This is a genomic window from Larkinella soli (genome assembly GCF_003703975.1).
In the GTDB taxonomy this organism is placed as follows: Bacteria; Bacteroidota; Bacteroidia; order Cytophagales; family Spirosomataceae; genus Larkinella; species Larkinella soli.
Genome location: NZ_QTJY01000004.1, coordinates 267554 through 281560, shown reverse-complemented (window position 1 = coordinate 281560; position 14007 = coordinate 267554). Strand labels below are relative to the sequence as shown.

Here is a 14007-nt window from a genome sequence, read left to right as displayed (position 1 = left end):
CTGTTACCATTTATTTAATCCATCGTTACTTCAAGAGCCAGACCGCGCAGCTCGTGCACCAATACGTTGAACGACTCCGGAATGTTCGGCTTCGGCAGGTTCTCGCCCTTGACGATTGCCTCGTACGCCTTGGCCCGGCCGACGACGTCATCTGATTTGACGGTCAGGATTTCCTGCAGGATGTGCGAAGCACCGAAGGCTTCGAGCGCCCACACCTCCATCTCGCCGAACCGCTGACCACCGAACTGTGCCTTTCCACCCAGCGGCTGCTGCGTAATGAGCGAGTAGGGACCGATCGAACGGGCGTGCATCTTGTCGTCGACAAGGTGGCCCAGTTTCAGCATGTAGATTACCCCGACGGTAACCGGCTGGTCGAAACGTTCTCCCGACAGACCGTCGTGGAGGTAGGTCCGACCCAGCGACGGCAGACCGGCTGCGTTCAGCTCGGCGATCACCTGGTCCTCGGTTGCTCCGTCGAAGATCGGCGTTGCGTACTTGCGGCCCAGTTTCAGACCGGCCCAGCCCAGTACCGTTTCGTAAATCTGACCGAGGTTCATCCGGGAAGGTACGCCGAGCGGGTTCAGAACGATGTCCACCGGCGTTCCATCTTCGAGGAACGGCATGTCTTCGTCCCGAACGATCCGGGCAACCACTCCTTTGTTACCGTGACGACCGGCCATCTTGTCACCTACCTTCAGCTTGCGCTTCTTGGCCACGTACACTTTCGCCAGTTTCACGATACCGGCCGGCAGTTCGTCACCGACCTCGAGCGTGAAGCGTTCCCGCTTGAAGCGCCCGGTGATTTCGTTCCGGCGGTTGTTATAGTTTTTCACCATCTGCGTCAGCAGCGTGTTCGTATGCGGATCGTCCGTCCAGCCTTCGATCATCAGATCGCCCAGCAGGTTGACTTCTTCCGCTACGGCGTAGCTGCTTTCGTCGCGGTAAGGGTTCTTGTCGGGGAAGAGGTTGTCCGTCATGTTCTTCCGGTTAAACTTCACCCCTTTGCTCATGATGCTGTCGCCGAACTTATGGTTGATGCCCTGGGAGGTTTTGCCTTCCAGCAGCGTCGACATCTTATTGATCATCTTCTCGCGAATACCGATCAGTTCCCGGCTGTAGCGCTTCATGAGCGCCTTGATCTCGTCCTTATGCTTCGAACGCTCGTCCTTGTTCGGACGGGAGAACAGTTTGGTGTCGATCACGACTCCTTTCAGCGACGGCGGTGCTTTCTTGGAAGCATCCTTCACGTCCCCGGCCTTGTCGCCAAAGATGGCGCGCAGCAGTTTCTCTTCCGGCGTCGGATCGCTCTCCCCTTTCGGCGTAATTTTACCGATCAGGATATCGCCTTCCTTCACTTCCGTACCGACGCGAACGATACCGTTCTCATCGAGGTTCTTCACCGTTTCTTCCGAAACGTTCGGAATTTCGGCGGTCAGTTCCTCTTCTCCGCGTTTGGTATCCCGTACTTCGAGTTCGAACTCTTCGATGTGGATCGAGGTGAAGATGTCTTCACGCACTACCCGCTCGGAGATGACGATGGCATCCTCGAAGTTATAACCCTGCCAGGGCATGAAAGCAACCTTCATGTTCCGTCCCAGCGCCAGCTCGCCCCCTTCGGTAGCGTAGCCTTCGCACAGCGGCTCCCCTTTTTTCACCTGCTGACCTTTCAGCACCATCGGCTTGAGGTTGATGCAGGTATCCTGGTTGGTCCGACGGAACTTGATCAGATTGTAGGTTTTCAGGTCATCGTCGAAGCTTACCAGACGCTGATCATCCGCCAGGTTATAGCGAACTACGATCTTGGTCGAGTCGACGAATTCAATGACCCCGTCTTCTTCGGCAATCACCAGCGCCCGCGAGTCGATGGCGACGCGTCCTTCCAGACCCGTACCGACGATCGGTGCCTGCGGCCGCAGCAGCGGAACCGCCTGCCGTTGCATGTTCGAGCCCATCAAAGCCCGGTTGGCATCATCGTGTTCCAGGAACGGAATCATCGAGGCAGCCACCGATACGATCTGGTTCGGAGCAATGTCCATGTAGGAGACGCTCGTCGGCTCCGACATCGGGAAGTCACCTTCAAAACGCGACTTGACCCGGTCGATGCTGAACGTACCGTCGGTCTGAATCTGGGCGTTGGCCTGAGCGATATAATGAGAATCCTCTTCCTCCGCCGTCAGGTACATCACCGGTTTCTCAACAGCCACCTTCCCGTTGTCGATGACACGGTACGGGGTTTCGATAAAGCCCATGCTGTTCACTTTCGCGTACACACAGAGCGACGAAATCAGACCGATATTCGGTCCTTCCGGCGTCTCGATCGTACACAGACGACCGTAGTGCGTATAGTGAACGTCACGAACTTCGAAACCGGCCCGTTCCCGGGAAAGACCGCCTGGCCCGAGGGCCGACATCCGACGCTTGTGCGTTACTTCGGCCAGCGGATTGGTCTGGTCCATGAACTGCGACAGCTGGTTCGTTCCGAAGAACGAGTTGATGACCGACGACAGGGTCCGGGCGTTGATGAGATCAACCGGTTTGAAATCTTCGTTATCGCGTACGTTCATCCGTTCCTTGATGGTCCGGGCCATCCGGGCCAGACCCACGCCGAACTGAGCGTATAACTGCTCACCCACCGTCCGGACGCGCCGGTTGCTCAGGTGGTCAATATCATCGACAACGGCTTTGGAGTTGATCAGACCGATCAGGTACTTCACGATGGAAACAATGTCTTCCGTCGTCAGAACCTTTGTATCGGCCGCCACCTCCAGACCCAGTTTCTTGTTGATCCGGTACCGGCCAACGTCCCCGAGGTCATAGCGTTTGTCGGAAAAGAACAGGCTCTGGATGATCTCGCGGGCCGTCTGCTCATCCGGCGCTTCCGTATTCCGGAGCTGGCGGTAGATCTGCTCGACGGCTTCCTTTTCGGAGTTCGAGCTGTCTTTCTGAAGCGTATTATAAATAATGTTGTAATCGGAGACGTTCATGTCCTCCTTGTGGAGGATGATGGACTTCTGTCCCGAATCCGTAATCGTATCGATATCGCTGGCGGAGATGACGGAATCCCGTTCCATCAACACCTCATTCCGGCTGATCGACACTACTTCACCGGTATCTTCATCTACGAAATCTTCCGTCCAGGTCCGAAGCACCCGGGCCGCCAGCCGGCGACCGACTACTTTCTTCAGGTTGGCCGGTGTAGCCGGAATCTCTTCCGACAAGCCAAACAGGTCAAGAATTTCCTTATCCGAACCAAAGCCGATGGCCCGCAGCAGCGTCGTCACCGGAAATTTCTTCTTCCGGTCGATGTACGCATACATAACGTTGTTCACGTCCGTCGAGAACTCGATCCAGGATCCCTTGAACGGAATGATCCGGGCCGAGTACAGCTTCGTTCCGTTGGTGTGTTTGCTCATCGAGAAAAACACGCCGGGTGAACGGTGGAGCTGTGAAACAATTACCCGTTCGGCTCCGTTTATGACGAAAGAACCTTTCTCCGTCATATACGGGATGTTGCCAAGGAACACTTCCTGCTCGATGGTTTCGAAATCTTCGTTGTCCGGGTCGTTGCAGGAAAGCCGTAATTTGGCTTTCAGAGGAACGGAATAGGTCAGGCCCCGATCGATACACTCGTCCACCGAGTATTTCGGCGGGTCAACTGAATAGTCAATAAACTCCAGCACGAAGTTTTCGCGGGAGTCGGAAATCGGAAAGTTTTCCTGGAAAACTTTAAACAGTCCCTCCTGCGAACGATTATCGGAAGGAGTGTCTAACTGAAAAAAATCTTGGAAAGATTGTATCTGAACATCCAAAAAATCCGGATATTCGATCACCGGTTTGATTTTCGCAAAGCTTATACGCGTGGTTTTGTTCGTAGCCAAGGCTTCGTTGCGTTTAGTTGAGTGATCGAGTGATAATGAGCGTCCTTGTTTACGTAAGTATATAACAGGGCGTAAACGGACAACGTAAAATAGAGGAAAATAGTTTAATTTTCCCTTTTGTATAGCGCAAAACTCCCCAAACAGGAAAAGACCTGACGTTAGCCAGGCCTGTTCCCGGGGGAGATTGTAGTTCCTGAGACAGGATTATTTAACTTCTACTTCTGCGCCGGCTTCTTCCAGTTGCTTTCTCAGCGCTTCCGCTTCATCTTTAGCAACGCCTTCTTTTACAGGCTTCGGTGCACCGTCAACCAGTTCTTTGGCCTCTTTCAGACCCAGACCGGTCAGGTCTTTCACCAGCTTCACAACTGCCAGTTTGCTGGCACCAGCGGCTTTCAGAATCACGTCGAAGGACGTTTTTTCGGGGGCTGCAGCGGCTTCTTCGCCGCCACCGCCACCACCAGCTACCATTACCGGAGCGGCAGCAGCCGGCTCGATGCCGTATTCATCTTTCAGAATAGCAGCCAGTTCGTTAACTTCTTTAACCGTCAGGTTGACAAGCTGCTCTGCGAACGCTTTCAAATCTGCCATTGTCGTATTCTTGATTAGATTGTTACAAAAATGATTTAAAACAGCGCGGGATTTTCCCGCATTTTCTTTCGTCGGAATAGGCATCCGGTTGAAACCGGTCAGGCCGCTTCGCGCTCCGACAGCGTTTTAAGGATACCGGCCAGTTTGTTGCCTCCGCTCTGAAGACCGGAGATAACGTTCTTGGCAGGGGATTGCAGCAGGCCGATGACGTCGCCGATCAGCTCCTGTTTGCTCTTCAGGGTCAGCAGCGTATCCAGCTGGTTGGCACCGATGAACAGGCTGTAATCGACGGAAGCCCCTTTCAGCTGCAGCTTGTCGTTGCCGGCTTCCTTGCGATAATCCTTGATCAGCTTCGCAGGAACTTTACCTGATTCGAGGTGAAACATTACCCCTGAAAAACCTTTCAGTACGGTCCCTTCAAATGAAGAGTAGTCGGTGTCGAGCGATTCGAGCGCTTTTTTGATCAGCGTGTTCTTTACGACCCGATATTCGATGCCTCTCTCGAAGCACATCCGGCGCAGTTTGTTGACCTCAGCAACGCTCATGCCGGACGCATCGGTAATGTAGAAGTAGGGAACTGACTTGAACTTTTCACTCAGTTCCTCAATAATGGCTCCTTTTTCTTCCCGTGTCATATTACAGTCCTGCTACGGTCGTTTTGTCAATTACCACACTCGGACTCATTGTACTTGACAAATGAATCGTCCTCACATACGTCCCTTTGGCCGAGGAGGGTTTCAGACGCAGCAGGGTAGCAATAATCTCCTGAGCGTTTTCGGCCAGCTTATCCGGCTCGAACGATACTTTACCGATGCTGGCGTGGATGATCCCGAACTTGTCGACCTTGAAGTCGATTTTCCCGGCTTTCACTTCACGCACGGCCTTCCCGACTTCCGGCGTTACCGTACCCGATTTCGGGTTCGGCATCAGACCGCGCGGACCCAGAACCCGACCCAGCTTACCGACTTTAGCCATGACGTTCGGCATCGTGATGATGACGTCGATATCCGTCCAGCCCTGTTCGATTTTAGTGATAAAGTCGTCCAGACCTACGTAGTCGGCACCGGCTTCGCGGGCTTCGGCTTCCTTATCCGGGGTGCAGAGTACCAGGACGCGAACGGTCTTACCCGTTCCGTGAGGCAGCGTAGCAACGCCACGAACCATCTGGTCTGCTTTCCGGGGATCGACACCCAGACGAACATCGATATCGACCGAAGCATCAAACTTCGTAAATGAGATAGTCTTTAAAATCTCGGCCGCCTGCGCTAATGAGTACTCTTTCGAAACTTCATATTTCGAAAGGGCATCTTTCTGCTTTTTCGTTAATTTTCCCATGATCTTCTCTGAATTTGGCTACCGTGATTAGTTTTCCCAGGGAGCTTTTCCTGATACCGTGATCCCCATTGAGCGGGCAGTACCAGCAACCATCTTCATCGCAGACTCGACGGTGAAGGCATTCAGGTCCGGCATTTTGGTTTCGGCAATCTGCCGAACTTCATCCCAGGTCACTGAGCCAACTTTGTTTCGGTTCGGCTGAGCCGAACCGCCTTTCAGTTTGGCAGCCTCCATCAACAGAATGGGAGCAGGCGGAGTTTTGATGACAAAGTCAAACGACTTGTCTTTGTAGTACGTAATCAGTACAGGAAGGATCATGCCTACCTTGTCCTGCGTCCGACCATTGAACTGCTTGCAGAATTCCATGATATTCAAACCCTTGGAACCCAGCGCCGGTCCGATCGGAGGAGACGGGTTGGCCTGGCCGCCCTTCACCTGCAATTTCACGTAGCCAGCTACTTCTTTTGCCATTGCTTTTGATTTGTTACGCTAAGCCCTGCAAATGACTCAGTCCGACCAGTGGGAAGCGTGTCGGAATCGTCTCGGGCATAGCCGTTTTAACTTTCCTTTTCTACTTGTGCGTAACTCAACTCGACAGGGGTATTTCTACCGAAGATCTTAACCACGACATTCAGCTTTTTCCGTTCGTCGAAGACTTCTTCGACGGTTCCGATAAAGCCGCTGAACGGGCCATCGACCACTTTCACCGATTCACCTTTCAGGAACGAAACCGTCGGGGTCGCTACTTCCTGGGCCACTTCATCGACTTTGCCCAGAATACGATTGACCTCCGTCTGGCGCAACGGCACCGGAATTTTGGTGGGGCCGTTGGAATTCCCTAAAAAGCCCAGTACGCCGGGCATACTGGTAATCAGGTGCATAACCTCTCCGTTTGACAGATCGGCCGATATTAGAATATAGCCCGGAAAGAAGGTTTTCTCACGAACCCGCTTCTTGCCGTTCCGCATCTCATATACCTTCTCGGAGGGAATCAGAATCTGAGGCACATAATCGCCCAAACCCTGTCTGGCAATCTCATTGTCCAGATACGATTTGACCTTTTTCTCCTGGCCGGAAACGGCCCGGATGACATACCATTTAATTCCGCTTTCCATCGTGAAATAATTTTGATTTACAATTGCTGACGTATGACTGTCTTCGCTACGGTCAGACCTCACACCACCCAACAATCATAAAACGGCATCAGAACGATTGGTAGAACAGATTCAATGCGTTCTCAAACAAGAAATCGATGCCTCCTACCAGCAGCGCAAAGATCAGGGACGCAATCAACACCAGCGTAGAACTGGACTGAAGGTCGCCGAACTTAGGCCATGTTACGTTATGCTGAACCTCCTCCCAGGAGTTTTTCAGAAATGAGGTTACCTTGTCCATTTGTGACGTGATTGGCACGGGTGGAGAGATTCGAACTCCCATCAACGGTTTTGGAGACCGCTATTCTACCCTTGAACTACACCCGTAAAAAACAGTCCGCTGCGGTAAGGTCCCGAAACGGACTGCAAAGTTACTAAATATTCAGAAAAAACAAGTGCATTCCCCGAAAGAAATGCACTTGGTATCACTGAGTTAGATTAGTCGAGGATTTCAGTAACCTGACCGGCGCCAACCGTACGGCCCCCTTCGCGGATAGCGAAACGAAGACCTTTTTCCATGGCGATCTTGTTGATCAGCTGAACTTCGATGGTGATGTTGTCGCCCGGCATAACCATTTCGACGTTGGCCGGCAGCGTGATTTCACCCGTAACGTCCGTCGTACGGAAGTAGAACTGCGGACGGTATTTGTTGAAGAACGGCGTGTGACGGCCCCCTTCTTCTTTCGACAGGACGTACACCTCAGCCTTGAACTTGGCGTGCGGAGTTACCGAACCCGGCTTACAGATTACCATGCCCCGACGAATGTCGGTTTTTTCAATACCACGGAGCAGCAGACCTACGTTGTCACCGGCTTCACCACGGTCCAGAATCTTCCGGAACATTTCAACACCCGTTACAACCGACTTCAGGTTCTCTGCACCCATGCCGAGGATTTCAACCTGCTCACCCGTATTGATGACACCACGCTCGATCCGGCCGGTAGCTACCGTACCACGACCCGTGATCGAGAACACGTCTTCGACCGGCATCAGGAACGGCAGATCCGTCTGACGCGGAGGAAGGGGGATGAAGCTGTCGACGTTCTCCATCAGTTCTTCGATGGTTTTCACCCACTTGGCGTCGCCGTTCAGACCACCCAGGGCAGAACCCTGAATGACCGGGATGTTATCACCGTCGAATTCGTAGAAGCTCAGCAGCTCACGGATTTCCATCTCGACGAGTTCGAGCAGTTCCGGATCGTCTACCATGTCCACTTTATTCATGAAGACCACCAGCTGAGGAACACCTACCTGGCGAGCCAGCAGGATGTGCTCGCGGGTTTGCGGCATCGGACCATCCGTAGCCGCAACGACCAGGATTGCACCGTCCATCTGAGCGGCACCCGTAACCATGTTCTTCACATAGTCAGCGTGGCCCGGGCAGTCGACGTGTGCATAGTGACGGTTTGCCGTCTGATATTCTACGTGTGAGGTATTGATCGTAATACCCCGCTCTCTTTCTTCGGGTGCGTTGTCGATTGACGAGAAATCGCGTTTTTCGGCCAGACCTTTTTCCGACAGCACTTTCGTGATCGCAGCCGTCAGGGTCGTTTTACCATGGTCAACGTGACCAATCGTACCAATATTGACGTGCGGCTTGGAACGGTCAAAATTTTCTTTAGCCATTGTTTGGAAAAGCTTAAAGTGAACTTGTTATTGGTTTTTTTAAAATTTGCCGTTTCAGAGCCGTTGACGGGATTTGAACCCGTGACCTCTTCCTTACCAAGGAAGTGCTCTACCACTGAGCTACAACGGCTTGTTCGTAATCAGCTAACATCGAAGGCCCGGCAACCAAAAAAACAGCTATCGTTTCGATAACTGTCGTTCGGAGTCCCTCTTTGTTGAGCGGGAGACGAGTCTCGAACCCGCGACCTGCAGCTTGGAAGGCTGCCGCTCTACCAACTGAGCTACTCCCGCAGTTTATGTTCAGGAGTGAGGGAGTTCGTGCGTCAATGAGTCGCTGTAAACAACCCCTGAACACCTGAACTCTGACACTCTTAAACGCAATTTTTGGTGGGGAGTGGAGGATTCGAACCTCCGAAGGCGTACGCCAGCAGATTTACAGTCTGATCCATTTGGCCACTCTGGAAACTCCCCTTTTAGCCTACGAGGGATGCTAAAAAGTACTTTTCAGCGTATGCCCTTGTTTATGGAGTTGCAAAATTACATGCTTTTTCCGCTATGTCAACAATTCACAAAAAATTTATTTGGTTCCCTTCAGGCTCCTCCAGCAAAAAACCGCTGCCGGGCTTTACCCGACAGCGGTTTTCGGCAAAAAGAGGATTTATAACCCTATCCCGAAGCTAAGTGCCCGGACGTCAGGGCCCTTCCCTTCTTTGAACATGGGATTCAGATCATACTTCACGAAGAAATTCGTCTTGACGATTCCGAGATGAACCACGGCTCCGTACCGGAAATCATTCAGATAAAAATTCGAGTGTCTGCGATCCTTGTCGCCGTCCAGCTCCTTGATCTTCGAATAGCTGTCGACGCGGTAACCGGCATAGGCACCGACGCCCAGATGGAAAATCTTGCGGCCGCTGCGATTATAGAAACTGACCCGGGGTACGAAAGGAATATTAACCGAACAGACCGTCAGCTTGCTTTTTTTCAATTCACGCCCGGCATCCGCAAACAAGATCCCGTTCGGTCCTTTCTGGGCGATAAGATCATTGTCGAACATGAAGTTGTTCCAGGATACTTCCAGGGAGTAGAAGAGCTTCAGAGATACGTAACGGCCCCGCACGACGGTCGGCAGCTGGCCGATCCCGAGGCTCACATACCGCGATCCCAGCGGCCGAAGGCTATAGGCTTCGGAGGGATAATTCGGCACCTGGCTCTGCTCGATCAGGGTATTGAGTCCGAGTCCGCCGGCTTCCAGACCGAAGTTCCAGTTTTCCCGGTTCCGGTGACGGTCACGATCCCGGTTTCGATTCGACCAGGAGTTGTCCTCATCGTCCGAGCGATCGGTTCGGTCGCCTTCGGATTCCTTGATGGTGACCGTCACCTCACCGTCTTTCCGGGTAACCACCAGAACCGTGTCCTGGAGGTAGCGCTGCACTTTGTTCTGGTCGATCACGATATAGGTTTCTCCGTTCCGGCTCGAATCCAGCTTCATCCCCATATCCCGGATGATTTTGTTGAGGTCGTAACCGGAAAGCTGCCGGATTCCTTCCTTATCGTCCGAATGAATAACCAGGCGGGTCTTGTTGCCGAAAAGAATTACCAGCGAGTCGGCTTTTACACTTTCGGGAGCGGCCCAGGCCAGGCTTCCGAACAGCAGCATCAGGGTAGTAAGCAGATACTTCATCGTCGATGTTATTTGTTGTCTACGTTTTTCTTGAAAGTGTTGTAACGAAGGTTATCGATAGAAGACGAGATCTTGTCCTTTCCTTCGTGAACCTTTTCCGACGCTTTCGCCAGGATCGTTCCGGGATTCACGCCGACTTCCTCCCACTCGACCGGCTCACCGGCTTTCAGATTGTTGAACTGGCGGAGTATACGGCCCAGTCGGATGCGTTTTTTCCGGGGCTGTTCTTCCAAAGAAGCTATTTCATGGACGGCTTCCATTCTTTCTTCCGTTTCAGCAGCGGCCGGTGTCGGCATGGGCAACTGCACGACCAGCGTTTTTTCAGGTTGCTTATCGATGACGGCGGCCACGACGGGCTGATCCGCTACCGGATTTTCGGGGCTGAGCTGCGAAGGCGTCCGGTCGGGAACAACAGCGGCAGCAACGGCTTCCGCTGCCGACGGTACGGCCGGGGCCGGCTGGTCTGTTCCTTTATTTCTAGCTGTTTCGCCTGCGCGCTCCGGCTTTCGATACGCCGGAACCGGTCCATCTTTGGCTTCGGCCTCTGAAAGCCGTGGTGCAGCCGGCGCGGGTTCGGTTATGGCCGGTACCGGTTTTCGGCCGGGCGCCTGCGCCACCGTTTTCTCCTGTGAGCCGGTAACTTCTGTTCCCAGGCCGGACCAGACCCACCAGCCCGCCAGTAGAACGACGGCGATCCCGGCTGCGGCAGCATACCACCACACGAAGGATCTTCTTTCTTTTTCCCGGCCCTGCATCCGGCGCTGGAGTTCGTTCCACGACGCCCGCTCCGGTTTGAGGCTATGGTCCCTGAGTCGGCTGGCGAACAGGTCGTCAACAGGATGTCGTTTCATAGTCTATGAAGTTTTTTTTTACGTCCGTCTGCGCCAGCATCCGTTGCAGGGTGGCCCGCGCCCGGTGCAGCTGAGATTTGGACGTACTTTCCGTTATTCCCAACAATTCGGCGATCTCGGCGTGGTTGTACCCTTCGACGGCATACAGGTTAAATACCGTCCGGTATCCTTCGGGTAATTGTTCCAGAAGCTTCAGCAGATCTTCCGCATGGAGACTCTGATCAGTCAGGGCGGTATCGGCTTCTTCCGGGGCCTCTTCCAGCGCCACTTCCATTCGCCACTGGCGGTTTCGCCGGAGATACATCAGTGACTCGTTGACCATGATCCGCCGTACCCACCCTTCGAAGCTACCCTCGTTTTTATACTGCCCTATTTTTTCAAAAACCCGCATAAAACCATCCATCAGGATCTCTTCGGCTTCGTACCGATTGGATACATAACGCACGCAGACGGCAAGCATTTTCGATGCATACCGCTCGTAGAACGCTTTCTGCGCCCGGGCATCAGCCTCCTGCAGTGCGCTCACCAGCTGCGCTTCCGTTATATACCCAAGTAATCGTCGAATCATGCAGGTTTCACCCTTTTCAAAGACAAGATGCAATCCGCTTCATGGCAGGTTGCACGGTCTTCTGAAATTAGTCAAAAAAAAGCCCGGCTTTGCGGGCCGGGCGGGGAAGTCACTATCATCATTACTTTCCGGGCTCGTAGTCGATGCCCGAAACATAATGGAGCCAGACCACGCGGGAAATCCTGAAATTGATGGGGGTAATTAATATGATGGCCGGGCAGATTACGGCCGCATACGTCCAGCCGCTCGGGTCATTGAAACCGTAAAAGAGCAGAAAGCCGAGCACCAGGGCCAGCCCGCCGGATAAGGCATAGCTGATGTACATGGCTCCCCAGAAGTACCCCGGTTCGATCTCAAACCGCAGCCCGCAGTGCGGGCAGTTTTCGTTCATATAGTCAAACCGGGTAATACTATAAAACGGGTACCTGAATATCTTTCCCTGTCTACATCTGGGACAGCGCCCGTCTAACACGGCTTGAGATTTCGAGACGTTTGTCATATTCTTTTCGGCTGCTCCGATACCACAAATAAGCAATCACCCCAACGAGCAGGTACGGTGTCGCCAGCAGGTATAAAATGCCGGTATTCAACCCGACGGCTACCTGATTCCGACCGTTACTCATCGTACTTTCCACAGACCCCCGGCACATGGCACACTGAGCCAGTGCATCTGCCGTCGTCCATACGGTTAGTATAACAACGGCGAGGAAACTCTTCCAGCTTTTCATGATCGTACGGTTTAATGCTGATAATAGGGAGCAATCATAAAATAAACGATCACCCCGGTAATACTGACATACAGCCAGATGGGATAAGCCCAGCGAACCACCCGGCGGTGCCGGTCATACTGGCCGCTCAGAGCGAAGTAAACGGCCCTCAATACGAACCAAACTACACCGATGGAAAGAGCAATATGGCTGACCAGGAGAAAGTAATACAACGGCCGCACCCAGCCCTGCCCGCCGAACGGCGTCGATTCATTAGAAAGATGATACAACACGTAACTGACCAGAAACACCGCACCGAGCGTAAACGCACTCAGCATGGCCGTCCGGTGAGCAGTGATGTTCTTTTGTCGGATGAAGTAAAGCCCTGCCAGCAGCAGGAGGGCGGTTGCGGAATTGATGACCGCATTCAGATGAGGCAGGTAGGTCGTCCATTCGCCCAGGTCCACTTTCCGGCGGATACCCAGCAGAACGGCGACGGCTACCGGTATGGCGACGGCCAGCGTATTGATCAGCCGATCATATTTTTTGCTTTGTTCTAATTGAAGGGTGTTCATACAAGAGTGGGTTTATGGCTTTGCATACACATCCCGCAAAACCCGGATTTCCAATATCAGTCGATCTACATCGGTTTTATCGGTTCCATTATAAAAGCCGCGGATATGGCCTTCCTTATCTATCAGTACCAACCCTTCGTACAGAGTAAAAGTTTCGCCCTTCCGGCCCGTCACCGGACGTTGTTTGATCCGGTAATACTGCTCTCCCACAAAGCTGGATTTCAGCGTATCCGGCTGGACCAGAAGCCATTTCCCGGCCTGGACTTCAAAGTTTCGGAAAATCGAGGAAGCAACATTGAGGCTGTCGGTATACGATAGAATAACCACATCCGGCATCGGGCCGAAAATGTCCTGAACCCGGTTGAGTTGCCCGGCTACCTTCAGGCAGATCGAATCGCAGTCCGGGCCGAAAAAGGAAGCTACGTAGATTTTTCCGGATAACGACCGGGTCGAAAACGGCCGCCGGTCGGATGAGAGCCCGGAGATGGGGGGCAGGGAATAGAAAACGGTATCCCGGTTTCGGTCCCACCAGCGCGAGTCTTTGGCCGGCCGGGTTTCCACTTCGCCCGTCCGGGGGTTAATCATCGGGAAATACGAAGGAAGCGAAAAGTGATTTTGCCCGAAAAATTTGAGAAACAAAAATATAAAAGCCGGAACCACCAACAAGAGCAGGAGGATTCCGGCTTTCAAAATACGCGTCATATTATCTCAGCATGAAGATGGATCCGCCTTCCATTAACAGGGCGACCAGCAGCCAGACTACAAAGATACAGGGCAAAACGATGGACCAGATCAGGGATTTGACCTCATGCTTCAGGTGCATGAATTCCCCGACGATGTAAAATGCCTTGACGATGGTCATACCGACGAAGATGGCCGTCTTCAGCGGACTTGCGTTCATGATAAAGGCAATCAAAAATTCGAAACCGGTAACGACGGAGAGAATAATAAAGGTTCTCCAGATCGCTTTGGTCTGCGGTTCGGGAATCTCATGATGCTCACTATCGTGGGGATGGGAGGTATGCTCAGCCATAGTAGTAT

Annotated in this window: 16 protein-coding genes and 4 tRNA genes; all 20 read right to left on the bottom strand. The window is 52.9% G+C overall.

Features of this window, described 5'->3' with window-relative positions:
• Positions 1–14 precede the first annotated feature (14 nt).
• Positions 15–3878, bottom strand: a complete 3864-nt coding sequence (rpoB, locus tag DX909_RS12930) for a DNA-directed RNA polymerase subunit beta (RefSeq protein ID WP_128545594.1) — start codon at positions 3876–3878, stop codon at positions 15–17.
• A 204-nt stretch (positions 3879–4082) separates the two neighbouring features.
• A complete protein-coding gene (gene rplL / locus DX909_RS12925; protein WP_128545745.1) occupies positions 4083–4466 on the bottom strand; it encodes a 50S ribosomal protein L7/L12 in 384 nt (127 codons plus the stop codon).
• Between the two features lie 98 nt (positions 4467–4564).
• Positions 4565–5101, bottom strand: coding sequence for a 50S ribosomal protein L10 (rplJ, locus tag DX909_RS12920; RefSeq protein ID WP_128545593.1), 537 nt, complete (start codon positions 5099–5101; stop codon positions 4565–4567).
• Between the two features lies 1 nt (position 5102).
• Complete coding sequence (gene rplA / locus DX909_RS12915; RefSeq protein ID WP_128545592.1) at positions 5103–5801, bottom strand: 50S ribosomal protein L1; 699 nt, start codon at positions 5799–5801, stop codon at positions 5103–5105.
• Positions 5802–5828: 27 nt separating this feature from the next.
• Positions 5829–6272, bottom strand: coding sequence for a 50S ribosomal protein L11 (gene rplK / locus DX909_RS12910; RefSeq protein WP_128545591.1), 444 nt, complete (start codon positions 6270–6272; stop codon positions 5829–5831).
• 86 nt (positions 6273–6358) lie between these two features.
• Entirely contained in the window at positions 6359–6916 is a 558-nt protein-coding gene (nusG, locus tag DX909_RS12905) for a transcription termination/antitermination protein NusG (RefSeq protein ID WP_128545590.1), read from the bottom strand.
• 88 nt (positions 6917–7004) lie between these two features.
• Positions 7005–7196 (bottom strand): preprotein translocase subunit SecE, encoded by a 192-nt coding sequence (secE, locus tag DX909_RS12900; protein ID WP_128545589.1) that lies wholly within the window; start codon positions 7194–7196, stop codon positions 7005–7007.
• 12 nt (positions 7197–7208) lie between these two features.
• Positions 7209–7282 (bottom strand) — tRNA-Trp (locus DX909_RS12895).
• Positions 7283–7393: 111 nt separating this feature from the next.
• Complete coding sequence (gene tuf / locus DX909_RS12890; RefSeq protein ID WP_128545588.1) at positions 7394–8581, bottom strand: elongation factor Tu; 1188 nt, start codon at positions 8579–8581, stop codon at positions 7394–7396.
• Positions 8582–8639: 58 nt separating this feature from the next.
• Positions 8640–8711 (bottom strand) — tRNA-Thr (locus tag DX909_RS12885).
• Between the two features lie 88 nt (positions 8712–8799).
• A tRNA-Gly gene (locus DX909_RS12880) sits at positions 8800–8872 on the bottom strand.
• Positions 8873–8966: 94 nt separating this feature from the next.
• Positions 8967–9052 (bottom strand) — tRNA-Tyr (locus tag DX909_RS12875).
• A gap of 187 nt (positions 9053–9239) precedes the next feature.
• Entirely contained in the window at positions 9240–10265 is a 1026-nt protein-coding gene (locus tag DX909_RS12870) for an outer membrane beta-barrel protein (RefSeq protein WP_229311034.1), read from the bottom strand.
• Between the two features lie 8 nt (positions 10266–10273).
• The gene (locus DX909_RS12865) at positions 10274–11116 is read right to left on the bottom strand and encodes a hypothetical protein (protein WP_128545587.1); all 843 of its coding nucleotides are present in this window, start codon (positions 11114–11116) and stop codon (positions 10274–10276) included.
• On the bottom strand, positions 11097–11684 hold the full coding sequence (locus DX909_RS12860; protein ID WP_128545586.1) for an RNA polymerase sigma factor: 588 nt from the start codon (positions 11682–11684) through the stop codon (positions 11097–11099). The genes DX909_RS12865 and DX909_RS12860 overlap by 20 nt, the downstream gene beginning before the upstream one ends.
• Positions 11685–11805: 121 nt before the next feature.
• Positions 11806–12075, bottom strand: a complete 270-nt coding sequence (locus DX909_RS12855) for a DUF983 domain-containing protein (protein WP_229311033.1) — start codon at positions 12073–12075, stop codon at positions 11806–11808.
• Between the two features lie 52 nt (positions 12076–12127).
• Positions 12128–12412: a CAMCR motif-containing small membrane protein gene (locus tag DX909_RS30165; RefSeq protein ID WP_128545584.1), complete on the bottom strand. Its 285-nt coding sequence runs from the start codon at positions 12410–12412 to the stop codon at positions 12128–12130.
• An 11-nt stretch (positions 12413–12423) separates the two neighbouring features.
• Positions 12424–12966, bottom strand: a complete 543-nt coding sequence (locus DX909_RS12845; RefSeq protein ID WP_128545583.1) for a DUF420 domain-containing protein — start codon at positions 12964–12966, stop codon at positions 12424–12426.
• A 12-nt stretch (positions 12967–12978) separates the two neighbouring features.
• A complete protein-coding gene (locus tag DX909_RS12840) occupies positions 12979–13551 on the bottom strand; it encodes an SCO family protein (RefSeq protein ID WP_128545582.1) in 573 nt (190 codons plus the stop codon).
• 118 nt (positions 13552–13669) lie between these two features.
• A complete protein-coding gene (locus DX909_RS12835) occupies positions 13670–13999 on the bottom strand; it encodes a cytochrome C oxidase subunit IV family protein (protein WP_128545581.1) in 330 nt (109 codons plus the stop codon).
• Between the last annotated feature and the right edge of the window lie 8 nt (positions 14000–14007).